This is a genomic window from Polaribacter filamentus (genome assembly GCF_002943715.1).
Classification (GTDB): Bacteria; Bacteroidota; Bacteroidia; order Flavobacteriales; family Flavobacteriaceae; genus Polaribacter; species Polaribacter filamentus.
Genome location: NZ_MQUA01000013.1, coordinates 1,748,489 through 1,772,278, shown reverse-complemented (window position 1 = coordinate 1,772,278; position 23,790 = coordinate 1,748,489). Strand labels below are relative to the sequence as shown.

The following is a 23,790-nucleotide window of genomic DNA, read 5'->3' as shown; positions in this document are numbered from 1 at the left end:
ACAATTAGAGAAGTATCCTTTTAGTCAGTTAAGGTTGCAGTAGGTAAAGGATCTATTTATCTTTTGTTGTAATCGGGTTTTTTTACTAAATGTTTAAGGAATAATCTTGAGTTGATCACTTAAAGGCTGATTCAAAAAATTATCATGAAAATCAGCTAAAAGTACGGTAGAAGAATTCCCAAAATGTTTTGTAAAAGATCCTTCAAAACCTAAATCATTTAAGTCCTTAAAAAAATCTGTTTTATATGTTTCTAGAGTTGTTCTGTCAATTAAATAGGCGATAAACCATGCTCCTAAATCATAAGCAATACTTCCTCTGTCACCATGAGGAATGGTATTTATTTTTTCACCAGAAGTAAGTCTAGATTTGGAATCCATTTTCCAAGTCATTCTTTCCTTTAAACGTTCTGAACCAACACCAGGCTGCTGCGAATATAATAATTGAGACATGTATTCAGCTCCTCCTTCCATCCACCACGGATTTATTTGGTTTCTACTGTCTCTTTCTGACCTAATTTTACTAAAAACATGAGCATGTTGATAAACATGAAAATATTCATGAAGCAAAATTTGTTTGTAATCGTCTTCACTCGGACTAGGGTGTTTAGAAGCCATAGTGATAATGAATCCAGACCATTTCTCACCAGTATTTCTTCTCGTATTTAAACCAGCCTGTCCATTTTTCGCATAATCTTTGAAACCATGATTTCTGTTCAAACAATTATCTGTGTTACTCCCTACTTCATCTCTTCTATCACAATAAATAATATCTAACGCTGCTGCAGCAGATTCACTAGTTCCAATAACCCACCATTCTAATGGACCATAGCTCCCCCAATTTGTAGCGCCTAAAGAATAATATTCTTTGACCAAATCTAAATGATCAGTAGAAACATCACTAGTAGTAAAATAACTCGGAGATTGAGTGGTTATTTGACCCCAATTATCATTAGGATCTATAACCTCAACTTCTTCATCAACAGCACCACTACATGAACTAAAAATTGTTAAAACAGTAAGCAAATAAAAAATTTTCATAATAAAATATTTTTTGTAAATATAACAAATTTTATCTGTTAAACTTTACTTGAAATCATCGTTGTCTTATAAAAAACGCGCTAGTTTTTAGTCGTTTAATTAACGTTTTTAACTGATAATCAAAAAAAACCTCCTCCTGGAGGTTCAGGACTTTGGGCTTGTGCTTTTTGTGGGCTAAGTATTAAATAGGTTCCTAAAGCGGTTAAAGCGGCGTATTTACCATAACTACCAATCTTTTTTAAAGCTTCTTTACGATCAATATTTTCTGTATGTTTTTTATTCATAATGTTTCTTTTTAAAAAGGAAAGGGGGTTATTGTTGGTTTAAAGTTATTTTTTTAGTGATCGTACCTAAACTAGAATTAAGTTTTACAATGTATATTCCAGTACTTAAAGAAGGTAAATTAACTTTACTTACTGCGTTAGCAGCAACTTTAGTTTGTAGTACTTGTTTTCCTAATAAAGAGAACATTGTAAAAGTAGCCTCTGTATTTAAACCCGTAATAGTTATTTCGTTAGAAGAAGATTTATAAACACTAATGTTTAAAACATATTATATAATAAATAGCGTCCTATTTATTATTTTTATATGAGGGACAGGACAGTGATTAAAAATTAAAAAAGGCACACTTTTAGGAGTACCTTTTTTCCTACTTCTCCAAAAGAGGTTGATTTATTAACAATAGTCTCGCAGGTTCGAATCCTGCAGGGCTCACTTAAACCACACTATTTTTAGTGTGGTTTTTTGTTTTACGTAGGTTTTGAAAGGGTTTACAAGGATTTCTATTCTTTTCTATAATATTATTTCAATCATTTTATTAACCACCTTACGCCTTTTTAGGTACACATCTAGGTACACCATTTTTACTTCGGGTACACCATAATTAAAAACTACAAAACATTATGAACGACTATAAATTATCAATTTTATTCTTGCTTCAAAAAGTAAGAATTAATAAACAGGGAAAATGCCCAATTAGATGTAGGGTAACATATCTTAAAACAAGGAAAATATTCTCTACAGGATTATTCATTAATCCAGACTATTGGGATAATGGTAAGCAGAAAGCTTTACCAGAGAACCAAGAAAATACCATTTTAAACAACAAAGTAAGCCTTATTCGTCAACAGATAGATAAGGCTTTTTTAATGCTTCAAATCTTACCAAATAACTTTGATGTAGATGACATTTATAGGAAATATAAAGGGGAAGATTCTAAAGAAGAAATTACAATTTTAGGAGCCTATGATTTACACAATAGTAAGACTGAAAAACTAATTGGAATTGACTTTAATCAATTGCCTTGGAGCAGGTATATGGAAAGTAGGAGGAAAGTAGCTTTGTTCATTACTAAGCTTTATAAACGGAAGGATTTGAGATTGAAAGACTTGGACTTAAAATTTATTCAAGATTTGGAGTACTTCTTTAAGACAGAATTAAAACTAAAACAAGCCGCTGTATATAGGAGCATCCAGAGAGTAAAGAAGATAATTCAGTTTGCAATTTCAGGGAATTAAGACCGTTGCAAAAAGCGAACTTAATTAATTTTACTTTTTAGAGTTCCCTTTTTTTTAGCTACAACATCGATTATGCTATTTTTTTTCTATTTTAAGTGAGTAAATGCCTTTTTTAGGCTTCATTTTTCCTTAATTTTTACAATTAGACGCAAATATCCCTGGACTTCGATATAAATTATAGCACATTGCCTCCATCAAATTTTGTGTATGCATTTTTTTCATCCCTCTATATCTTGCAATTCCACCTTTAAACCATAATTTTATTCCTCCAAAAGTACGTTCTACTTTAAACCTTGTTTTTCCTATTAATTTATTGAATCTAGTTTCCCATTTTGTTAACGGTTTATTTTTTACCGCCTTTTTAAGGATATGATTCTTTAAATTACGCTTCTTTAAAATCGCAACATTTTTCTTTGATTGGTACCCTTTATCTGCCTTTAGAGGGATGCCTTTTGGTAATGCTACATTTACAGTTTCTAGAACTTCCTCCAAATTTGCAATCTCATTTTTGCTGGCAGTTGTGGTTAGTACTCCTAGAACAAGTCCTTCGTTATCCGTTACATGATGCTTTTTAAACCCAAAATGGTACTTTCCTCTTTTCTTTAACCAAGTACCCTCTTTATCGACACTATCTGGATATTCTTTGTGTACTTCTACTTGGTCTGCACAGCGGTCTTCGGTTACCTTAAAATTTGTTTTTCCTTTTGGTCTAAGTGGCGTATCTATTACACTAGCGTCTATTATTAAACCTGTTTTTACAATGATATTATGTGCTTCTAGCTGTTTGTTTATGGAGGTAAATAATTTTTCGAAGGTTTGTGTTTTGGTTAATGCGGTTCTAAACCTACTTAAAGTACTATGATCTGGAGCAACCTGTTCAATGGTCATCCCACAAAAATAACTAAAGGAAAGACTGTCATTTATTCGGTCTTCAACTTCATAATCGCTTAAACCATACCAACTTTGTAAAAGACACATTTTAAAAAGTAATGTCCCATCATAAGAAGGCTTGCCAGTGGCACTTTTTCCTTTTAAATAATCATTATTTATTAGGATAGAGATCGTATCCCAATCGATAAGGGTGTTTATTTGGGTGAAAAATGTCTTTTTAATTTTTCTTGCTCGTAAATCACAAATGCTATCGGCTAAAGTTGGTTGTTTTTGTATTTTCATACACTAAATTTACAACTTAATATACTTACAATCAAATATTTAACATAAATAATTACGTGTTATTTTTGTGCTTTTTATTAGGTACTTCCTTGCAACGGTCTTGAATTACTTAAAGAATGATCCATTTCATCTATATAAAAATAAGAAATATAAAACTGTAATTATTTATTTGACAGATGTAGAATTAAAGAAGTTAGAGAAACATAATTTTAGTCAGAAGAGGTTGCAACAGGTAAAATAGTTATTTATTTTTTGTTGTTATACAGGATTGGCTTATGCTGAAATGTCAAGTTTAACAACTAACAACATAGAAATTGGTTTTGATGCTAAAGAATGGATCCAGATAATTAGGAAGAAGACTAATGGGAATATATCTGTACAAGTTTTACCAAAAGCTAAACAGATCTTAGAGAAGTATAAACATGAGTTGCCTAGTATATGCTGTTTTTTTATTGAAGGCAGTTAATTGTTTTGATTCTTCTTGCCCTTGTGGTGAGGGAGTTCATTTCATTTACTTCTAACCTTTCTAAATATTTTACGGATAAGAATAGAAGGATATACCATATTTTTCTATAGTTTAGCAATAGCGTTAAATTATTTTTAAAGCTTTTAAAAAAAAATAAACTAAATATATAATGAATAGAATTAGATTTGTTTTCCAACTATTATTTTTAGTCCCTTTTATTTCTTTTGCACAGATAGCAAGCTATTCATTCGATGAGAATCTAAATGATGCCATTAATAATCAAACTGGACTTTTTAATCCAAAGAACTGCTGTGATTTTTATGGAACAGGACATTGTGCAGACATTAGCACTATTTTAGGAATAGACGTATGTAATTTACCGAAAGAAATAAGTGCTGAAAATTTTATTTCTGAAGGAGATAACAAGATATTAAGTTTGGGATTATTTGACTATGTAGAATTACCGAATTCTGTAAACGACCAAATAGACATAAGCAAGTCGTTTGTACTAGATTTTAAATTCAAAATTCCTTCAACTGGATGGTCTGAAGATAATTCTAAAGAGTATATACGAACAATTGCGGGGAATACTCGTTTTGACCAAAGAGCAACCGGTTTTACAGTTTCAATTGTTAAACATTACGATGATGGTGCACCTAAATACGATCTATTAGTTTTTGTAGGGGGAAAAGAAGACCCTCTTGCCGATGTTGCAGGTCAAAAGTTTATGCTCAAACGTATTGATTTAGATACTTGGGTAGACTTTTCAATGACCTTTGTATTTGATGAGCAATTTCCTAACATTATTTTTAATATTGATGGGGTTCGTCAAAAAATGTTTTTTGACGAGGAATGGCCTAATATTGAAATGCCTCCTTTTAAAAAAGCGTTAAATGAAGAACAAATTTACATTGGAACAGACAAGTTGTTGCGTTTTTATGGGAGAGAAGAAGGAGTAAGAAGTGGCCCTGTATTAATTGATGATCTCAAAATTTATTCTCCCAAACCACCAGGGGACTCAAACATGATCAAAAATATACTTACTCTTTTTAAGAACAGTATACTCGGCAATCAATCTTTAACGCAAACTGAAAAAGAATCTTATTACTCAACATTTATAGATAATTGGGACAACAATTATGAACCCGTATTTACTGAATTAAAAGACTATATGAAAGCTTATGAAGATAATTATGGCCCCATATTTCTTGAAATGGATAAGAAAGATCCAAAAGAATTCCCTGAAGAAACTAAAATTCAATATTTAATTCAACAATCTTTACACGATGTTTATTTTACTGCAGACAACATAAAGAAAGCGTCTTTTGAAAATTTTATTTATGAAGATGCTAGCATATGGCCAGGTCCTGTTTCTGAGGCTGCTCCCAGAGTAAGCTCTGAGGTTACCATAGATGGAAATTACAACACAGATGAAAAGTATGTTTTAAACGGACAAGCGGAAGTCTATCGCATGACAGGATATTATGCAGCCCCAGGAGAAATTGTTTCGGTGTCTATTGACGCTAATATTATAGATGCAAAATTAAAAGTAGTCATAGGTACTTCTGAGTTTAATATAGAGGGGGAACAAATTAATCGTTTTGCAAGAGTCACTAAAGGGTTTGAATTAAATAGTACTGCAACAAAGATAACAAATCCTTTTGGAGGCCCCATTTATATTAAAGTTCCAGAAAATACAAATCTTGGAGCTATCGCAATAGGTTTCTCAAATGTTGTTAAAATGCCACATCTTTCCATTAAGACAGGGGCTGAAACATCGTTAGCGGAATATCAGACAGAATTGGCAAAAGACCATGTGAAGTGGGTTGACTGGGAATCGGATAATTTTATGACAACCATAACGCGCCCAATGGCAAATTATGTGAATGACCAATTAACTGACCCGACAAATATATTGTCAAAATGGAGTGAGACTTTTCAAGTGTTTCAAGATATTTCAGGAAGACCTTCAGAAAGAATAAGAGCGGAGTATATTCGATTTGATCGTATGAATCCAGCACCGGGTACATGGGCGGCTGCATCCTATCCTATGTTTCTCGAAGGGAACGACCCAATCGCACTGGGAGATGCAAATAGTCAGACGCATGTGATTAATGTTGGTTTTCAAGCAAGTGATATCTATGCCCAAGGAGAGAAAGGATATGGAGGTTCCCATTTTATAATCCTGCATGAAATGGGACACCTACATAATTTACCAACACTTATTGGTGAAGTAGAAAGTAATGTAAACTTTCCTGCAGCTGCAGTATATAATTTAGTTTTTGATGAAACTATTGACCGATCCTTTGAATATTCCATTCAGCAAAACTACAATAGAGAAGAGGCGATGATGGATTGGTTTATTTCTCCAAATTTTAGAATCGGTAATGAAATGCGTATCGATAGACCATTCGATTTAGGAGCACCTGATTTTAGTGGAAACGAAATGATGTACCAGAGCAGAGGGCATGGAAAATATATTGAAATAGCGGCGCTATTTGGTTGGGATGCTGTCAGGAAAATTAATCAATATTATTATAATTTAGGTATTAGTTATGGAATTGAACGTGATGATTTTATATTAAATGCTTCAAAACAACTAAATATTAATCTAGCGCCATTATTACATATATGGGGTTTTATTCCCTCGGAGGAAACTTTAACCGAATTGGTAGCATTACCATCCTCAAATGAAATTAAAGAAAGAATAGAACATTACAGAACAATTGTTCCAATAAATAAAGAAGATTTTGTGGCTTATTTTAACGCAATGATAAAAGCTGGTAAAAACGGTGATGGGAACAAACAACGTTGGGAAGCTATGGCAGGAGATGGTTATGCAGCGTATCCCGAATATTCTAGCGCCATTGCAGACGAAATTATTACTGAAATAGATGCTATTCTTTGTGCTTATTATACAACAAACTGTAATGGCGTGATGGGTGTAGAAGAGACTTTAATAACAAAAAATATCTCCTATTTCCCCAATCCAACAAACAGCATATTGTTTATAGAAGGTAATGAAGGCCCAGTAACAGTATCTATTTACAATGTATTAGGTAAAGAAGTCATTTCAACAAAAAACACAAATAAAATAGATGTAAAAGCATTACCAAGCGGAGTATATATCATTAGGATTTCAGATGGTGTGAGTCAAACGAACAAAAAGTTTATTAAAAACTAAGCATAATTAAATTAAAACAAATTAATAAGCCCACAGTAATGTGAGGCTTTTTTATTGTTCTAAACTTTCTACGATATACAGTACTTCACAACATATTTAATCTTTCTACATTTTAGTTAATTTTTATTTTTTGAGACAAGTAGGCTTTGACTGTAAAAATGGTATAATTTTTCCTTTTTAAGGAATAATTTTCAATGCTTCAACTTTTTCTGTATTTAAAAAAGCATCAAATAAAACGAGATATTCGTCTGAAGTTTTTCCGAAATTATTTTTGAATGAGCCTTCAAACCCTAAAGAGTTTAAATCCTTATAAAAGTCAACTTTAACTTTTTCTTCCCCTTCGTTATGAGTCAAATAAGCAATAAACCAAGCTCCAATATCATATCCAATGCCGTCATCATACGTGATTTCCTTTAAACTTTTTCCTAATGTTTTATAATCAGCAACAGCGTCATACTTAACCGCCATTCTTTCTTTTAAGTATCCGCTTGAAACTCCAGATTGTCTCGAATACAGTAATTGAGCCATATATTCTGCGCTACCTTCAGCCCACCAAGGTTTATTTTTTCCTCCCATTTTTATTGTTCTTAAATCGTCATCTTTGTCAGAAATGTGAACATGTTGATAGGTATGAAAGACTTCATGTAAGGTTACAGGCTTATAGTCATCTTCTTCAGGACCAGGATATTTTGCTGACATCGTGATGGTTAGAAATCTGTTATCAGTATAATCTCTAATATATGTACTCACCGCAGCACCTCCCTCAGTAACATATCTGTAAAAGGGAGACCAACCAGTTCCTGCTCCGTAAGGGTCTCCATTGACACAATCCCAAGTGGTATCCCATTTAGCATCTTTTGCTGCCCTTAGAGTGCACCAACTGATGTCTAATGCTTTGGCAGCATCAGCACTCTCTCCTACAATCCAAATTTCAATATTCCCATAATTACCCCAAGCATCCGTAGCAATTTTATACCATTTTAAAGTCAAATCAATAGTTGCCTGCGAAACATCAGATGCTGCATAAACGATTGGCATTGTTGTTGTTGTTGTTTGGCCCCACGTATCAGGTGTGACAACGGGGTCATCTGGATCTGGAATTATCGCATCTGCACTACAACTAAAGATGAATAACAGTCCTAATAAGAACAGTGTAAGTTTTGATTTCATAATTTCTGTTTTTTATTGATAAGTATGTGTACTTTATACGAGTTTTAAAATAAAAAATAAACCCTTTAACTGCCTTATTGAGTTTTCGGATAAACCACGTTGTCTTTGTTTATCAACGTATTACTTTTTTACTATTTTTAAGGTTACTGGAACTGCCAACTGTACTTTTGCCAAATAGATTCCTATTGGCTGGTTTTTGATATCTAAATTAACTTTCCCATAACTTACAGGATATTTCTTTTGTGAAAGTAATTGACCATAGATATTGTAAATGACAATAGACACTTCCTTCTCTGAAATAGGCACTGCGATTTCAAAAATGCCATTACTCGGATTCGGATATGCTAGCACAGTGTCTGCATCATTCATCACAACATCATCAACATGAAGGCTTGAACTATCAGAAATAGTTATCGTAATGGTAGTTGTTATTCCTGCAGCCAACGTTGCATTTTTCGCCCCAGTTGGCGTGAGTGAAATGATTTCATCACCGTCATCATTATTGTTGTCATCTGAAGTAGGTCCCTTTTGGCTTGTTCGGGAATCGACTCCTTTGGAAGCACTTGAAGTATCTTCTAGACCGGTAACTTGTATGCTACCTGTGACTTCTCCTGCTGCAATGGTAATTTCTGGGGTGTAGTAGTATTTTTGGATTCGGTGATTGTTTTTGTCTGCGATATATACACTACCAGTAGCATTTACAAAAACACCTGTAGGAGTATTCAATTGAGTGTCATCATTGCCTTGTCCATGACCTCCTGCTACCGTTATACCTCTTGTAGCGCCTGGTGCCCATCTTTGGATTCGGTGGTTGTTTGTGTCTGCGATATATATACTCCCAGTTGTATTTACAAAAACACCTGTAGGAGTATCCAATTGATTTGCAGCATCTCCTGTGTCATTGCCTCCAGCTACCGTTGCTCCTTCTGTAGTTTCCGGCAGCCATTTTTGAATTCGGTTGTTATTTGTGTCTGCAACATATACATTCCCTAAGGCATCTACATACACACCATGAGGGCTGTTCAATTGATTCGCAGCATTGCCTTGCTCATTCCCTCCAGCAACAGTTGTTGCTTCACTAGCTCCTTTTAGCCACTTTTGGATTCGGTGATTATCTGTATCAGCTATGTATATATCTCCTGAAGTCGTTACAAAAAAACCATGAGGATTATTAAGTTGATTTGAAGCCTCCCCTATCATGTTGTTTGGTACTCCTCCTGCAGCGGTATCAGCTCCAATTGCCCCTGGCGCCGCTCTTTGTATGCGATGATTTTTCATATCTGCTACATACACATTTCCTGAAGCATCTACAACAACCCCTGTAGGTTCTCTTAATTGTAGATTTCCAGATCCATTCCAATTTCCTCCTGCTACGGTAATACCTTTACTAGCACCAGCTGTCCATTTTTGAATACGGTGCGTATTTTTATCTGCAATATAAATATTTTCAGAAGTATCTACAAAAACACCATAAGGATTGTTTAGTCGGTCGGGAGTAGCACCTTGTCCGCTCTCTCCGGCTGCTATAGTAACATTTCCTTTTATGATAAACTCAGTATCATAGTCACTATCATAAATAGCTGTGCCCGCCATATCAAGCAAAATAGAGACTGGCTTTGAAGTCGCTTTATTGATCGTTGCCGTAACAATTGAAACACCGTTGTTTTCTTGAATGTTTGTTTGATCAACTGTAATTGAAGTAACTGTAGGATCGTCCTCACTCAATATGTTTAAGGTAATTGTATCTGATGTGGTGGTTGCATTGGTCATGGTTGCAGTGAACACAATGGTTTCTGCGATCTCTATAGCATCATCATCCAATCCGCGAGTACTTAGCGTAAGATTCCCTGAATTCACACCAGCAGGAATGGTTATACTCGTACTACTTATCGTATATTCTGTAGCTAGTGTAGCCGCACCTGATAGGGCAAAATCAATGGTAATTTCTTTGTTTGAAGTTCTGCTCAACGTAGCGGTAAGGATCACATCTCTATCCGAATTTTCATCAATGCTCTCAGCGCTCCATTTAAAACTTACAACTGGCGGTTCATCATCATCTACAATGGTGATGGTATGTGTGTCGGTGTGGCTTGAATTGGCGTTGGTCACAGTTGTTGGTGTAATCACAATGGTTTCATTATCATCATCTGAAATGTCTTCAACAGCAGTTACCGTTAACGTTCCTGTAGTTTCTCCTGCAGGGATGGTAATTTTAGGTACATAATGGTATTTTTGAATGCGGTGATTTTTCATATCTGCCACATAAATATCCCCAGCAGCATCTACAAAAACACTTTTTGGACCATCCAATTGATTGGCGACTGCACCTTGTCCATTACCTCCAGCTACCGTTGTTCCTTCTGCAGCACCTGGCGCCCATTTTTGAACACGATTGTTTTTATAATCTGCCACATACACATTTTTAGCAGGATCAACAAAAACACCTTTAGGATTATTCAACTGATTGGCATTATTACCTATGTTATTTCCTCCAGCTACCGTAGTAACATGCAGCCCTTCCAATTCCCATTTTTGAATGCGATAATGTTCTGTGGCAACAATATAGAGATCTCCTAAATCGGATATAAAAATTCCACTAGGTTTATCTACCCTGTTTTCATAAGTTCCTCCTGTAACCTCCACTCCTTCTGCAGCACCTGGTGTCCATTTTTGAATACGATATGCTCCCGTGTCTGCAATATAAATATCACCATTAGGCTTGACAAAAACATCGAGAGGGGTGTTCAATTTATTTTGGTCTTTTGCTCCAGCAGAAGATAATTCAGCTTGCCCATTACCTCCAGCTACCGTTGTTCCTTCTGCAGCACCTGGCGCCCATTTTTGAATGCGGTGGTTTTCTGAATCTGCGATATACACATTTCCCGACGTGTCTACAAAAATACCGTGTGGCTTGTTTAATTGGTTAGCGTCAGCACCTGCGCCATTACCTCCAGCTACCGTAATGCCCTCAATAGCCCCAGGTGCCCATTTTTGTACGCGATGGTTTAATAAATCAGCCACATACACATTACCTGCGATATCTATATGCAAACCACTTGCAAAATTGAATTGATTGTTGGCAGTGCCTGCGCCATTACCTCCAGCTACGGTTGTTATCGTATATTCACCGGTACCAGTATAATCAATGCTGTAATCCGCAGTTCCTATAATATCAAGTGCAATGTAGGTTGGTTTTGATGCTGGCGTATCTATCTCTGCCGTAATCACTGAAACACCGCCGTTTTCAATAATACTGGTTTCAGAAGTGGTGATGGAAGTCACTGTAGGATTGTCATCACTCAGAAAATTCAAGGTCAACGTTTCTGTATTGGTCGTAGCATTGGTAACTGTTGGCGTAAATACAATGGTTTGTAGTACTTCTATTTCATTGTCATCCAAGCCATTAGTGCTAATAGAAATTGCTCCTGATTGAGCACCTGCAGCAATGGTGACGCTCTGGCTACTCACCGTATAATCTGTAGTTTCTAAAGCGGTGCCTGATAAGATAAAATTAATGGTAACAGTTTCACTTGACAACACATCAAGGGTAGCAGTGAGGCTTACATCAGTAGCCGAGTTTTCATCAATACTTTCTTCGCTGAATGCAAAAGTAACGGTAGGGGTACCATCGCTATTGGCAGCAATACAATTGTTGTTGTAGTATTTGCATAAAAGCACATCAATACGCGCTACGATAGAATCGGAAACCGCCTCATTGTAGGTGTTTAACATATTGTCATATCGTACATCATGAACGTCGCCTAATTTAGCAGTCATATTATCATACACCACTTTAAAAGCAGTATTATCAGCAGGCACTATAGATCGATAATGTAGCAAGCGGTCTTTAATTTTATCATCTACAGGCTTGCCTTTTAATTGTTCAACCAATTGATCAGAAGGGATTATTCCCCAAAACTCCAAAAGCGGCGCCATATTGGTATTCAATTTTTCTGAGGCTGCGTTGATATAGGTGTCATCTTTAATATTATCATGTCTATATGATGAATTTATCGATCCTTCCTTATAAAAATATTCATGAATTTCCCCTAGTTTTTCCCAAGAGTATAATTGAGCAATGTCTGCGTATTTAGCATAACCTCTAGTTTGGTAGGGTAACATATCTACCCCTATTCTTTCTCCTGCTCTAAATGGTAGGGGTAGCATCCAATCTAAGGCAGCTTCATCAAAATTTAATCCTTGGAAAGAATACTTTAAAGCATCATCCATAGATTGTCCAAATACTCTATTGTATGCAGCTACAGCAGGTAAATTGACCATGGTTTCATCTTCGTTAGCTAAGAAAGGCATGTGGAGTAAATGCCCCATTTCATGAAGTATTACGGCGTGATTTACTCCATTTATAGGGCCAGTACCATTCATAAAAGCATTGCCATTAATAACGTTTATGGGTATCATGGTTGGGTCAGCTTCAAATATATTATCTGCAACTAGAAGCGGCATTGGGTATATAGCTGGAGCAGTAGTCATACCGTTCAAGTTTTGACTGTCTATCAATAAATATTCTGCTCTAAAGTTGTCTAACGGCCTTCCCAGAATAACATTAAACATGTTGAAAGTTTGATCCCAAAGTGTAATGACCTCATCAGGATTGTTTACCGTAGTTGCTGCAGGCGCAGGGAAGGTGGTCATAAATTTTAAACTTTCCCAATCTACCCATTTTACATAGCTGTTTGCTAAGTCGGTTTTATAATCGGCAAGCGACCTTTCAAAGCCTGGCTTGGTAGAATAATAAGGTGATTTTACCGCACCGCTTATTTGACAAGTTACCACACCATAATTAGCTCCATCAGGAAATGTTACATAAATAGCACCACCAAAAGGATTGGCTACGGTCAACGAAGTGGCAGTGACATCATAAAGGGTTGAAATTCTAGGAAAGCGGTTAAAACTAGTTGAATACTTTGCTAAATTATGCTGATGCGCACCTACTCTTACTTTAATACCTTTATTTATAATGTTTTCAGGAAATGTAAGGGTGACCAATTCTCCAGGAGCTGCATAGTATCCCGTAGGGCGAACTACTGCTTCTGGATTCGAAAGTTTAAATCCTGAGTCTGTTTTGTACGAGCCGTCCACATTAAAATTAGCAGCATTTACCCTTGGAGCAGTATTACTTACAGCCCCTGGAAAAGCAGTATGATCTAAAAAAGAGATGCCTGACATTTCTGAAGTATTGGCAGTGGTGTATAGGTTGTCTGTCATCCATTCTTGTATGGTGAATTGTATGCGCTGTGGTACGGGCATGTCACTAACTTCTATTCTGGTTTGATCTTCAAAAATCACCCCATATGTTGAGTTACAGGTTTCTAAATAGGATGCTACAATTGCTTTATTAGAAGCATAACTACTGGGATCCCAATTGAGCAAAAAATTAGTGTACAAGGCGTCTTTTTCTGCATCGCTCAATGTGGTAGTTCCATTCATGCCGTCAATTAAAGACGAAAGTAGTGCGTTGATGATGGTCGGATCACTTAGGGGCACTGCGTTATAAAAAATTAACTTATCTATGTTCACCTTGGCATAAGGTGATTGCCCCCAACGCATCGCATCATTAACATCTGTGCCAATCCATATTTTTTGGGTATTAAGACTAGCTTTAAAACGATCAATATCAACAACTTTGGGGTCAAAATTAAAAATTTTCGTAAAAGCACCTCCTTCATCAACACTAATAACGTATTGAATATAAGGGACAGGAACATTAAAATACATTTTTACCGTTATCTCATACCATACTCCTACTTCAGCACTAGTTATATTATATTGTTGGCCATACTGTAGTACATCGTCTCCATAGGTTGCTACTATACTAGAACTGCCCAACGAGGTTCTATACAATAAATTAAAACCTAAGCCGTTAGGATGCATTGACTTGTTAGCGACTAGTACTCTTATAGGTGACGTTGAATTTTCGCCTTTGTATGGGTTGGTGAGATAGTCATCCGTAATTTTAAATCGGATGGTGTACATAAAGGTTTCATCTGTTTTGATATGAGTGCTCAATTCAGAGGGTAAACTTAAAAACTCATCACCTTCTAACTCAATGACAGAGCTACTGCCGTCTGTTATATAGCTTGGAAGAACATAGGTGTTGGCATGATACCCATTGACGGTATCATTGGCATTGGTGTCAAACGAGTACGACGCAAATTGCGCTTGTGTTTGGTTGAGAAATGTGAAAAATAAGATTGCGAATAGGGTGGTAATTTTTTTCATGTGCTGAATCGTCTTTAATTATTTAATGCTAAACTAAAAAATATATAATCTGTGCCTTTATTCCTGAAAAGATGTCGAATGGTTGATTGCGAAATATCTCGTGTTGATCGGTATAAAAAATCAACTGATTCCATTTGGTACAATTTTTCAAAGTAAATTTATATTTAATTCAGGACATTTGAACTATTCTGCATCAATTAATTTACGAAATATTTGAGAATAAGGGGATTAAGGTGTTAAAATATAAAAAGATCTATGTAACGTATTTCGCATTGAGTAGAATAAATAACATATAAATACCTCATTTTTAATATAATAACTTTTTATTGGTCACAAAAATAGTTACAACTATGAACTTTAGTGCATTTCGCTTTAGCTTCTAAAAACTTTTATCTTTGTTGAATGGGAAATCAAAGAACTAAAGGTGATACCGTTTCAAGATTAATAGTTCATATTGTATGGATCACCAGGTATAGAGATAAAGTTTTGGTTGGAGATATTCAACAGCGTTGTAGAAAGTTAGCAGTTATTAATGCAAATTTGTGATTCAGCAGATATAGTTATATTCAAAGGAGTTGTCTCAAAAGATCATATTCATATGCACATTGAATATCGTCCGTCACAAGATATCATTAGTATTGTTAAGAAGTTAAAAGGAAGAACATCTCGAAAAATTCAACAAGAATTTCCATTGTTAAAGTAACAATATTTTGGCAGATATTTTTGGGCAATCGACTTTGGATGTTGGAGTAAAGGCAATATTAAGGATAAAATGGTAAATGAATAGTTAGAACATCAACGTAAATCAGACAATGATACGATCGATTTTATCCTTGAGTAGGCAATCTAGATTCCATACACCTGACTTTAGTCAGATTTAAACACCTATGGACTTCAAGTCCATAGGTGTTTAGTTAGTCCCTTTAGGCATTTAAATATCAATCTTTGACGATCATTATTTTTCACTGGCCAATTGACAAGCAGTGCTCAGTGCTTCCATTGCTCGTTCAATATTCGTAAAACTATCTTGCTCGTCAATTGTTTTTAGTCTTTCAAGTGCTTTTTCTATCGCATTTTTTTTGTCCCCAGAGAGGGTATCCCCAAATTGGTTTAACTGTTTTTCTGTTTGTAAGATTTGTATGCAGGCCTTATTTTTTTGGTCTACTTTTTCCATCATCTCTTTATCTGCAGCCTCGTAAATCTTGGCTTCCTCCTTTATTCTTGTAATTTCTTCAGGAGAAAGTCCTGAAGAGGCTTCAATACGAATATCTTGTGATTTTTCTGTTAATTGATCTTTTGCCGTAACATTCAGGATGCCATTTACATCGATATTGAAAGTTACTTCTATTTTTGGAATGCCTCTGCTTAATAGGGGAATACCATCAAAATGAAATAGACCAATGCTCTTATTTTGTTTGGCCATTGCTCGTTCTCCTTGTAAAACGTGTATTTCTACAGAGGATTGGTTGTCTGCGGCCGTTGAAAATATTTCTGATTCCTGAGTAGGAATGGTTGTATTCGCTTCAATCAATCGCGTTGTCACGCCACCTCGAGTTTCGATACCTAAAGACAATGGTACAACATCCAAAAGCAATACATCTTCCACCTTACCTGCAAGCACACCACCCAATATAGCAGCACCAACAGCTACAACTTCGTCTGGATTAACACCTTTAGAAGGCTCTTTTCCAAAAAAATTATGCACCATTTTTCGAACGGCAGGAATTCGAGTTGAGCCACCCACAAGAATAATTTCATCTATATCAGAAATCTCTAATTTTGCGTCCTCAAGAGCCTTCTGGCAAGTAGCAATCGTTGCTTTCAGCAATGTATTGGCCATGTCCTCAAATTTAACTCGCGTAAGTTTTTTTGTTAAATGTCTAGGAACTCCGTTAATTATTGTAATATATGGCAATGTGATTTGAGTTTCTATTGATTTAGACAATTCGATTTTAGCCATTTCAGCTGCCTGTCTTAATTTATAGAGCACTAAAGCATCTCTTAATAAATCTTCTCCTTCATCTTTTTTGAATTCATCCACCAACCATTCAATGATCAGTTGATCAAAATCGTCACCCCCTAAATGTGTATTACCATTTGTAGATTTCACCTCAAAAATACCGTTACCGAGTTCAAGAATTGAAATATCGAAAGTTCCCCCTCCAAGATCATAAACGGCAACTTTAATATCTTTATCTCTTTTATCCAAACCGTAAGCAAGGGCGGCAGCAGTTGGTTCATTAATAATACGTCGAACAATAAATCCAGCAATTTCGCCAGCTTCTTTTGTAGCCTGTCGCTGCGAATCACTAAAATAAGCAGGAACTGTAATGACTGCCTCTTTAATTTCTTGTCCCATATAATTTTCAGCATCTTTTTTCAACTTCTGTAAAATAACACTTGAAATCTCTTGGGCAGAATACAGTTTATTTGAAATGTTAATAAGAGGCGTGTTCTTTTGGGATTTTGAAACCTGATATGGAACTGTGCTCATCTCTTTTAGAACTTGGTCATAGGATTCTCCCATAAACCGTTTAATGGAGAAAATTGTATTCTTTGGGTTTGTAAGTGCTTGACGTTTTGCAGGAGCACCAACTTTGCGTTCACCACTATTCATAAAACCAACAACTGAGGGCATTGTTCTGTCTCCTTCACTGTTAGAAATAACGATCGGTTTATTTGCTTCAATAATAGCCATGCAGGAGTTTGTGGTTCCTAGGTCTATACCAATAATTTGACTCATTATAATGTATTTTTTATGGTTTTTTGTCAGACTTTGTTCCTTAATTATTGCCTAATGTACCGATATTGATGTTTAAATCCCCGTATAAGACAAAGTGCTTTTCCCTATCCAAGCGCTTAGTACATAAGCTGTTTGTGCAATAGCAGTCGCATCAATATTAAATTGTTGCATTCATTTGGCGGCTTGATATTCAGCTATTTATATAATTTTAATATCTATCAAAATCGATGAAAATTTTATACTCTTTTAATCATGTATTGTGTAAGTTGTTTAAGTTGATGGGGTGTAGTTTTAGAAAAAGATTGAATTGCTCTATGATATTTTCTGATTTTTGCAATTTCCTTCACTTCAATTACGGTAATATCTTTGGGCAGCCTTTTCATGATATTGTGATAAGCTCCGATAAAAAGAATTCCCGTTTCCTTCTGGCCCAGCGTTTCGGCTATCCTGCTGGCAATAAATTTATCTCTTCTCAATAAAAATATGGGTTTTAAAATCCTATACCTGAGCAACAAAAAAAGTTTTTTGATATTGATTTTTGATTTTAAGATAGATTGAAGTCCATCGTATTCATCTTTGACCATTTTAAAATCTTCCGTCTTGATAAGTATTGCCCCCTGACCGATAAGATTTGAAAGAATTTCAGAATTTTTGCTTCCTGATTTGATACCTTCGTCTATAATTTTCATTGCATAATCACCATCAACAAACATTCCGTCCTGATATATTTTTATCCCCTTGATAGCTATATCAATGTTTTCAAAATAGTATTCAATTGCCTCCCAGTAACCTTTTACAGTATCTGCGTGCTTTTGCCATTTATTTTCCCCAAGTTTGGAAACAGTTTTGCGCTTAAGCTCATCTCCAAGGGAGCCCATGTCGGCACTTGAATGAATAATGGGAACATATATCAGTGTCTTCATTTTGAAATATTTTTAGCTTTATTCCTTACATTAAGTTACCTAGAGGGCCTAGGTTAATATTTAGGTCTTCATCAGTAAGGTTAAAGTGCTTTTTAAGCTCTTCCATTTTCATTTCTAATTTCATAAGAGTTTCTCCCATTCTTTCAATTTCGTCATCGTTCAATGATCCGCCGTCGACTCTTCTCATGGCCTGTTTTTCTACGAGTTTACGAATAAGATCAACCAAGGTGAGTACCAGTTTGGCTAAACCAGATTCAGCGTTGTTTGGACCTAATTCAAGCTTGGATTTTTCATTATTTGTTAGTTTTTCCATCTCCTCTGAAATCTCCTCAAATGATCCGCTATTAAAAAGTATTTTATTTTCACTCATATTAAAATCAATTTATGGTAATATCTACAAAATTATAAGGTGGCCAAGGACCCGTTAACATTAAACGAAGTCCTGTATGTTTGTTTTGTAAATCTTTTACAGTAGTAATCAAATCTTCTTGTTTGCTTTTTTTAATCAGAAAGACAGCATCTATAATTTTTGATTCTGATTCCATTTTTTTAAATTTATGGATTGGATTCATTTTTGATAATCGTGAAGTGATGTCTTGAATGATTGTATCCACATATTCTAACAATAATTTTTCCAATTGATGTTCTTTTAATTTTTTATCTATGTATTCTTTATAAATTGAGATTTTTTGTTCTTGTATGGATTTTGGCACTAAATCGAGCTCTAGCTTTGTAACTAGTTCCTTCTTTATTTTTTTGGAATCGCAAAAAACCTTTAATCCAAATTCAACTTTATTTTCAACTTTCTCAAGGTTTTCGTGAAATTTAGAGTAATTTTTTTTAAGCATGTTTTGAACTAGTTCATTAGATTCCATAATTGAGCCATACTGAACAGGAAGTACTGTAAATTCTTGTGCCACTATTTCTATAACCTTAGCATACTCAACAACATTTGATTTGTCTGTAAGAGTACTTGTTTCTTTAATATCACTCACTATGGCCATAATTTCACCAAATAAAACGACAGATAAATTAGCTCTTAAAATTCCTTTTAGACTCGATAAAAGTTTAATAAACTTCTCCGAATCTTTTTTTACAAGTACTAAGGAATAAATTATTTTACCCATGTCTACCTTATTAGTTACTATTTATTCTCCTTTAACTTTTCCATAGTTTCAACTGAACTTAACATCAACTTAACGCCCAGGTATACCAGATCAATATCTGCCACTGAAATAACAACATCTCCAGCTATGATTACCCCTTTGTTTAAAACTCGGTCGAGCATTTCTAAAAGGGTGAAGTCTTTAGAACGATTGATTATATCGTTGTGCTGTATATCATTATTTTCAGTGTTCTTTTCCATATCGTTCATTCTTATTTTTCTTTAATGGAGATAAAATTAAAAGGAGGCCAAGGTCCTGTTGTCTCAACGCAAAATCCGATATGTATATCTTCATTTGCAAAATCATTTGCTTTTTTTATAAAATCATCAGAACTTCTATTGCTCACAAGGAAAGTTGCGTTAAGGATCATAGTATCTGTTCTTCCCGAAGATTCTTTCATAAGTAAATTTGCAGTATTAGAGGAGACGCTCATGTGACTAAATTCATTATAATATTTTTGACCATACTCACTACAAATTTTGTCCATTTCGTCTTCTAAAAGAGCTGTTTTTTTTGATTTTAGTAAATACGCTTTTCCTGGCGAGCTAGCTGCAATCGTTTTATCTAAACTTTCTATTTCCTTACTCAATTCACCCATACGTCCAAGTAGAACTTTACGATCACAGTAAATTTTTACTGCATATTCTTCCTTTTCTTTGATATATTTGAAGTTTTTAACCAACGAATCAGAGTAATCTGTGATAAATTTTTTCAAACTTGTTTTAGAATTAAAAATAGTGCCAAATTTAAAGGGTATCACAGCGCCGAACTCCATGGCTGCAATGATTACCCCCATGTGTTTTCTTGAATTAGTTTCCAACCATTTGATATCTAAAAAATTATTTTCAGTATAATCACTTTCCGAAACTAATTTATAAAGCACGTTAAAGTCATTAAATATTAGAGACTTTAGTCCTCTGGATACTATTTCACTAGGCACCATAAGGGGATTATTTGAAATACAATAAACATATAAAAGATTGGTAATCATTGTAATTTTTGTTTAGTAAGATTACTCATCATTCATATCGATGTCTTCCATGGAATTCATTCGTTCAAAGAATATAATATCAAGTTTCTCATCCATTTTAATCCAATAAAACATTCTAATTTGTTTCATTGGAAGATTCATTGATTTTAGAAAGGAATCGTCTTCATATATCTCAGCGACAGCATTCCAATTTTCTTGAATTTTTTGTATTTTAACTACTGTTATGTGATGGCAATTAATATTCTCTTTCAGAAACTTAACTGCTGTTTTTTTTACATCAATAATATTACTCATATTGGTCTATTTTATTTTATTTTATTTTCTTTTCTGATGTTTTCTAGTAAGCCTAATAATTCGTCCTCTCTTTTATCATATTCTTCTTCATCAATTTCGTCCATTTCAAATTTCAATTGCAATCCCATCAATCTTTCTTTAATGGTACCTTCGTCAGACGTTTCTTTATTTATTACTTCATTTACTTTCTCTGCGATAAAAATAACTCCTTTTAAAGGAGCTAGCAGGACACTATCTATTAAAAACATATTCTATCTATTTAGTATCTATTACAAGGGTAACAAAATTATAAGGCGGCAATGTTCCTACAAATTTGAAGGTCATAAAGTTTCCATATTCCTCGTCTAAATCTTTTACAGCCTCATCAAATTTAGATTCATTATCGCTATTAACTAGAAATGCACCATTTAATATCATCATTTCTCCATAATTGTCGTTAATTTTTATGTCTTCGAAAAATGGGTCTAAGAAATCAATAATCTTATTTTTATAGTTTTCGATTTCCGTTTTAAGTGCTTCCGCCACCATTTCCCCGATTTTTGTCCGTTCGTAATGTGTTTGGGAGGGGGGAAGGTTCAGTTTTATCAGTTTTCTACGCATGCTTTTAATTGCGTCATATTTATCAACAATACTTTCATAAATTCGTTCTTCATTGGCCAGTATTTTTAGTCCAAGCTCCTTTTTCCCTTCCATCTTAATTAACAGTTTGTCAAACTTTTTATAATCTTTCTCAAGAATTCTTAGGATTCCGTCATCATTATTGTGTTCGGATATTGTTGAAAACTGCGCAGGGAGTACTGTAAATTGTTTCATAACCTCTTCCAAGACCTTTTCGTGCGCAATCATATTTACTCGTCTAACTTCATATTGTATAATTGGAGAATTACTAACAATGGCACAGATATTATTGAAATAGACTCCGTAAACTAAATCAGATCGTTTTCCAATACCAATGAAACCAAAGTCTATTGGACCTTCATGTCTAATAATTCCATAAATATATTTCCCCTCATTTACTATTTCGTTTTTGCTAGTCATATCTATTATCCATTAAGTTTTTTTATAATTCCCATTTTTCTGGAAATATTTTTAGATCAACGAAATTATAAATTGGTAACTGAGTTGAATATACAAAATCACTTCTATCCCCATATTTAACTCCGAGATCATTCATAATATTGTCAAATTCTTTCTCTCTTCCACTATTTACAAGAAATGCAATATTCATAAACTTATCATCTCCGTTGGTTTTATTAACTTTATAATCGAACACCGATCTTCTAAAAACATCAATAATATTGTCTGCTTCTTCTTCTTTCTTTTCCTCGAGTGCTTGTTGCACGAATACACCAGCTTCAGAAATTTTTAGATTTCTTTTTTCTAAATCAAGTAGTTTATCAATTTCCTTTCTAATTTTTTGCAAATTACTATGTTTTTTATCAATTTCATTGTAGATGTCTTTCATGTTTTTCCATGTTCCACAAACATTGAGTTCTACTTTATTTTTAAACTGCAAGAGTAATTCTTTAAACTCATTATGTCTGCGGCTCAGTAGGTTGCGTATTTCGTCAGGAGTTGCTGCGATTGTACCAAATCCTATTGGGATAACACTGTCAAATTCTTTCATTACTTCTTCAATCACTTTTTGATGCGCGATCATATTTTCAGGGGTCATTTTAAAATCATTGATAGGGTGGTTACTAACCACCATACAAACCCCATCAAAACCTATAGTAGAAACTAAATCTCCGTCGACACCCACGCCTATTGGACCAAGGTTAATGTCGTAATCGGATTCAATAATACAATAAATATATTTTCCGTCTCTCTCCATATTATTCCTTTATTTTTACTAGTATTAAGTCTTCCAGCTCGCTTTGCTTTTGTTCAGATGTTACATGTTCTGTAGAGGTGCCCCTTGCTAGTCCTGAACATTCAAGCAACATTTTATAAGCTTTATTTATTTTAGTGAAACCCTCCTGATTGATGTTTTTTTGGTTAGAATCTGGGTGTAATTCCTTTGCTTTTTCTTGGTATGCTTTTTTTATTTCGTCTGGGGAGGATTCTTTTGTCAAACCAAGCGCTTTTTCAGCCTGGATTACTTGCAAGTGATTTATTTTTTTTACTTCAATGGTATAAAAACTATAGCAAGGCAGTGGACCTATCAGTTTGAAATTTAATGTTTCGTTATACTCTTTATCTAACTGGTTAATTGTTTCCTCAAACTTTTCTATGTTATTTTTCTCAAGGAGAAAAGCAGAGTTCAACACCATTTCATCGTTCATGGTATCATGTGTTCTTTTATCAATACAGATGGATGCCAGAGAATTAACAATGTTTAAGGCAACTTGAGTGTTTTTGTTTATTAATTCTTCCTGCACTTTTATACCTATGGCCACTTGCTCTATTTCTGTAGGCTTCTCAGTTTTTTCTATTAATTTATCTCTCATAGCGCTAATTTCAGGATGGTCGGCTACCATACCAAGTGTCTTCGAGAAATCTGCCCAAACTGCAGCAACATTAAATTCGGTTAAGTTGTTTATCTTTTGGAGAGAGGCTAAAATTAAATCATACCCATTTTGAAGGATGGTACAAACCTCTGCTTTTGATTGCGAAAATGTGCCCATTTGCATAGGAAGAAGCATCGAGAAACCTACTTTTTGAAAGTATTCAATTTTTTTTTGGTGATCTACAAGTAAATGACCAAGTTCTTGGCGGTCTAATTGCTCAATTTTGTGTTCATCTCGGTCCGAAGCAATAGCAAATAGATTTTTATAAGGAATCAAATAAATTCCTATATTTTCAATAGATTTAAACATCTCTTCGCTGTAAGAATTAGGCACAATTGCGTAGAGGTATATTCCTTTTGTTTTCATAAAATTAAA

Annotated in this window: 19 protein-coding genes and 1 pseudogene; 3 read left to right on the top strand and 17 right to left on the bottom strand. The window is 34.5% G+C overall.

All coding sequences use genetic code 11. From position 1 onward, the window contains the following. Nucleotides 1-93 precede the first annotated feature (93 nt). From BST83_RS10415 to BST83_RS21465, 3 genes are all read right to left on the bottom strand, one after another. A complete protein-coding gene (locus BST83_RS10415; protein WP_104809731.1) occupies nt 94-1,038 on the bottom strand; it encodes a hypothetical protein in 945 nt (314 codons plus the stop codon). Between the two features lie 119 nt (nt 1,039-1,157). Continuing rightward, the gene (locus BST83_RS19885) at nt 1,158-1,322 is read right to left on the bottom strand and encodes a hypothetical protein (protein ID WP_170062772.1); all 165 of its coding nucleotides are present in this window, start codon (nt 1,320-1,322) and stop codon (nt 1,158-1,160) included. Nucleotides 1,323-1,350: 28 nt separating this feature from the next. Continuing rightward, complete coding sequence (locus BST83_RS21465) at nt 1,351-1,509, bottom strand: T9SS type A sorting domain-containing protein (RefSeq protein WP_104809730.1); 159 nt, start codon at nt 1,507-1,509, stop codon at nt 1,351-1,353. A gap of 431 nt (nt 1,510-1,940) precedes the next feature. Here BST83_RS21465 and BST83_RS10405 point away from each other — a divergent pair, with 431 nt between their 5' ends. After that, nucleotides 1,941-2,555: a phage integrase SAM-like domain-containing protein gene (locus BST83_RS10405; protein ID WP_104809729.1), complete on the top strand. Its 615-nt coding sequence runs from the start codon at nt 1,941-1,943 to the stop codon at nt 2,553-2,555. A gap of 129 nt (nt 2,556-2,684) precedes the next feature. Here BST83_RS10405 and BST83_RS10400 read toward each other — a convergent pair whose 3' ends face one another. Continuing rightward, a complete protein-coding gene (locus BST83_RS10400) occupies nt 2,685-3,728 on the bottom strand; it encodes an IS5 family transposase (protein WP_104809728.1) in 1,044 nt (347 codons plus the stop codon). 635 nt (nt 3,729-4,363) lie between these two features. Here BST83_RS10400 and BST83_RS10385 point away from each other — a divergent pair. Continuing rightward, a complete protein-coding gene (locus BST83_RS10385) occupies nt 4,364-7,378 on the top strand; it encodes a M60 family peptidase N-terminal accessory domain-containing protein (protein ID WP_104809725.1) in 3,015 nt (1,004 codons plus the stop codon). A gap of 177 nt (nt 7,379-7,555) precedes the next feature. Here the strand turns inward: BST83_RS10385 and BST83_RS10380 are convergent, their stop codons facing one another. Then, the gene (locus tag BST83_RS10380) at nt 7,556-8,548 is read right to left on the bottom strand and encodes a hypothetical protein (protein WP_104809724.1); all 993 of its coding nucleotides are present in this window, start codon (nt 8,546-8,548) and stop codon (nt 7,556-7,558) included. A 120-nt stretch (nt 8,549-8,668) separates the two neighbouring features. Further along, the gene (locus tag BST83_RS10375) at nt 8,669-14,788 is read right to left on the bottom strand and encodes a M60 family peptidase N-terminal accessory domain-containing protein (RefSeq protein WP_104809723.1); all 6,120 of its coding nucleotides are present in this window, start codon (nt 14,786-14,788) and stop codon (nt 8,669-8,671) included. A gap of 402 nt (nt 14,789-15,190) precedes the next feature. Between BST83_RS10375 and tnpA the strand changes: the two are divergent. Beyond that, nucleotides 15,191-15,575: pseudogene (gene tnpA, locus BST83_RS10370) on the top strand (IS200/IS605 family transposase). A gap of 168 nt (nt 15,576-15,743) precedes the next feature. Here tnpA and dnaK read toward each other — a convergent pair. The 11 genes from dnaK to BST83_RS10315 all read right to left on the bottom strand — a co-directional run bounded on the left by dnaK (nt 15,744) and on the right by BST83_RS10315 (nt 23,781). Then, nucleotides 15,744-17,531, bottom strand: a complete 1,788-nt coding sequence (gene dnaK / locus BST83_RS10365) for a molecular chaperone DnaK (protein WP_104809722.1) — start codon at nt 17,529-17,531, stop codon at nt 15,744-15,746. 236 nt (nt 17,532-17,767) lie between these two features. Further along, nucleotides 17,768-18,454, bottom strand: coding sequence for a hypothetical protein (locus tag BST83_RS10360; RefSeq protein ID WP_104809721.1), 687 nt, complete (start codon nt 18,452-18,454; stop codon nt 17,768-17,770). A 25-nt stretch (nt 18,455-18,479) separates the two neighbouring features. After that, entirely contained in the window at nt 18,480-18,824 is a 345-nt protein-coding gene (locus BST83_RS10355; protein ID WP_104809720.1) for a gas vesicle protein K, read from the bottom strand. A gap of 7 nt (nt 18,825-18,831) precedes the next feature. Next, a complete protein-coding gene (locus BST83_RS10350; RefSeq protein ID WP_104809719.1) occupies nt 18,832-19,581 on the bottom strand; it encodes a GvpL/GvpF family gas vesicle protein in 750 nt (249 codons plus the stop codon). 17 nt (nt 19,582-19,598) lie between these two features. Then, on the bottom strand, nt 19,599-19,820 hold the full coding sequence (locus BST83_RS10345) for a gas vesicle protein (RefSeq protein WP_104810845.1): 222 nt from the start codon (nt 19,818-19,820) through the stop codon (nt 19,599-19,601). Between the two features lie 11 nt (nt 19,821-19,831). Beyond that, complete coding sequence (locus BST83_RS10340; protein ID WP_104809718.1) at nt 19,832-20,611, bottom strand: GvpL/GvpF family gas vesicle protein; 780 nt, start codon at nt 20,609-20,611, stop codon at nt 19,832-19,834. A 21-nt stretch (nt 20,612-20,632) separates the two neighbouring features. Further along, nucleotides 20,633-20,905: a gas vesicle protein GvpO gene (locus tag BST83_RS10335; protein ID WP_146092145.1), complete on the bottom strand. Its 273-nt coding sequence runs from the start codon at nt 20,903-20,905 to the stop codon at nt 20,633-20,635. Nucleotides 20,906-20,916: 11 nt separating this feature from the next. Then, a complete protein-coding gene (locus tag BST83_RS10330; protein WP_104809717.1) occupies nt 20,917-21,153 on the bottom strand; it encodes a gas vesicle protein GvpG in 237 nt (78 codons plus the stop codon). A 7-nt stretch (nt 21,154-21,160) separates the two neighbouring features. Further along, nucleotides 21,161-21,943, bottom strand: coding sequence for a GvpL/GvpF family gas vesicle protein (locus BST83_RS10325; RefSeq protein WP_104809716.1), 783 nt, complete (start codon nt 21,941-21,943; stop codon nt 21,161-21,163). Between the two features lie 22 nt (nt 21,944-21,965). Next, a complete protein-coding gene (locus BST83_RS10320) occupies nt 21,966-22,739 on the bottom strand; it encodes a GvpL/GvpF family gas vesicle protein (RefSeq protein ID WP_104809715.1) in 774 nt (257 codons plus the stop codon). A 1-nt stretch (nt 22,740) separates the two neighbouring features. Further along, nucleotides 22,741-23,781: a GvpL/GvpF family gas vesicle protein gene (locus BST83_RS10315; protein ID WP_104809714.1), complete on the bottom strand. Its 1,041-nt coding sequence runs from the start codon at nt 23,779-23,781 to the stop codon at nt 22,741-22,743. Nucleotides 23,782-23,790: the final 9 nt, after the last annotated feature.

Excerpts from the sequence above, each read along its gene's own strand:
- BST83_RS10415 (WP_104809731.1), bottom strand. The coding sequence starts at position 1,038 with ATGAAAATTTTTTATTTGCTTACTGTTTTAACAATTTTTAGTTCATGT.
- BST83_RS19885 (WP_170062772.1), bottom strand. The coding sequence starts at position 1,322 with ATGAATAAAAAACATACAGAAAATATTGATCGTAAAGAAGCTTTAAAA.
- BST83_RS21465 (WP_104809730.1), bottom strand. The coding sequence starts at position 1,509 with ATGTTCTCTTTATTAGGAAAACAAGTACTACAAACTAAAGTTGCTGCT.
- BST83_RS10405 (WP_104809729.1), top strand. The coding sequence starts at position 1,941 with ATGAACGACTATAAATTATCAATTTTATTCTTGCTTCAAAAAGTAAGA.
- BST83_RS10400 (WP_104809728.1), bottom strand. The coding sequence starts at position 3,728 with ATGAAAATACAAAAACAACCAACTTTAGCCGATAGCATTTGTGATTTA.
- BST83_RS10385 (WP_104809725.1), top strand. The coding sequence starts at position 4,364 with ATGAATAGAATTAGATTTGTTTTCCAACTATTATTTTTAGTCCCTTTT.
- BST83_RS10380 (WP_104809724.1), bottom strand. The coding sequence starts at position 8,548 with ATGAAATCAAAACTTACACTGTTCTTATTAGGACTGTTATTCATCTTT.
- BST83_RS10375 (WP_104809723.1), bottom strand. The coding sequence starts at position 14,788 with ATGAAAAAAATTACCACCCTATTCGCAATCTTATTTTTCACATTTCTC.
- dnaK (WP_104809722.1), bottom strand. The coding sequence starts at position 17,531 with ATGAGTCAAATTATTGGTATAGACCTAGGAACCACAAACTCCTGCATG.
- BST83_RS10360 (WP_104809721.1), bottom strand. The coding sequence starts at position 18,454 with ATGAAGACACTGATATATGTTCCCATTATTCATTCAAGTGCCGACATG.
- BST83_RS10355 (WP_104809720.1), bottom strand. The coding sequence starts at position 18,824 with ATGAGTGAAAATAAAATACTTTTTAATAGCGGATCATTTGAGGAGATT.
- BST83_RS10350 (WP_104809719.1), bottom strand. The coding sequence starts at position 19,581 with ATGGGTAAAATAATTTATTCCTTAGTACTTGTAAAAAAAGATTCGGAG.
- BST83_RS10345 (WP_104810845.1), bottom strand. The coding sequence starts at position 19,820 with ATGGAAAAGAACACTGAAAATAATGATATACAGCACAACGATATAATC.
- BST83_RS10340 (WP_104809718.1), bottom strand. The coding sequence starts at position 20,611 with ATGATTACCAATCTTTTATATGTTTATTGTATTTCAAATAATCCCCTT.
- BST83_RS10335 (WP_146092145.1), bottom strand. The coding sequence starts at position 20,905 with ATGAGTAATATTATTGATGTAAAAAAAACAGCAGTTAAGTTTCTGAAA.
- BST83_RS10330 (WP_104809717.1), bottom strand. The coding sequence starts at position 21,153 with ATGTTTTTAATAGATAGTGTCCTGCTAGCTCCTTTAAAAGGAGTTATT.
- BST83_RS10325 (WP_104809716.1), bottom strand. The coding sequence starts at position 21,943 with ATGACTAGCAAAAACGAAATAGTAAATGAGGGGAAATATATTTATGGA.
- BST83_RS10320 (WP_104809715.1), bottom strand. The coding sequence starts at position 22,739 with ATGGAGAGAGACGGAAAATATATTTATTGTATTATTGAATCCGATTAC.
- BST83_RS10315 (WP_104809714.1), bottom strand. The coding sequence starts at position 23,781 with ATGAAAACAAAAGGAATATACCTCTACGCAATTGTGCCTAATTCTTAC.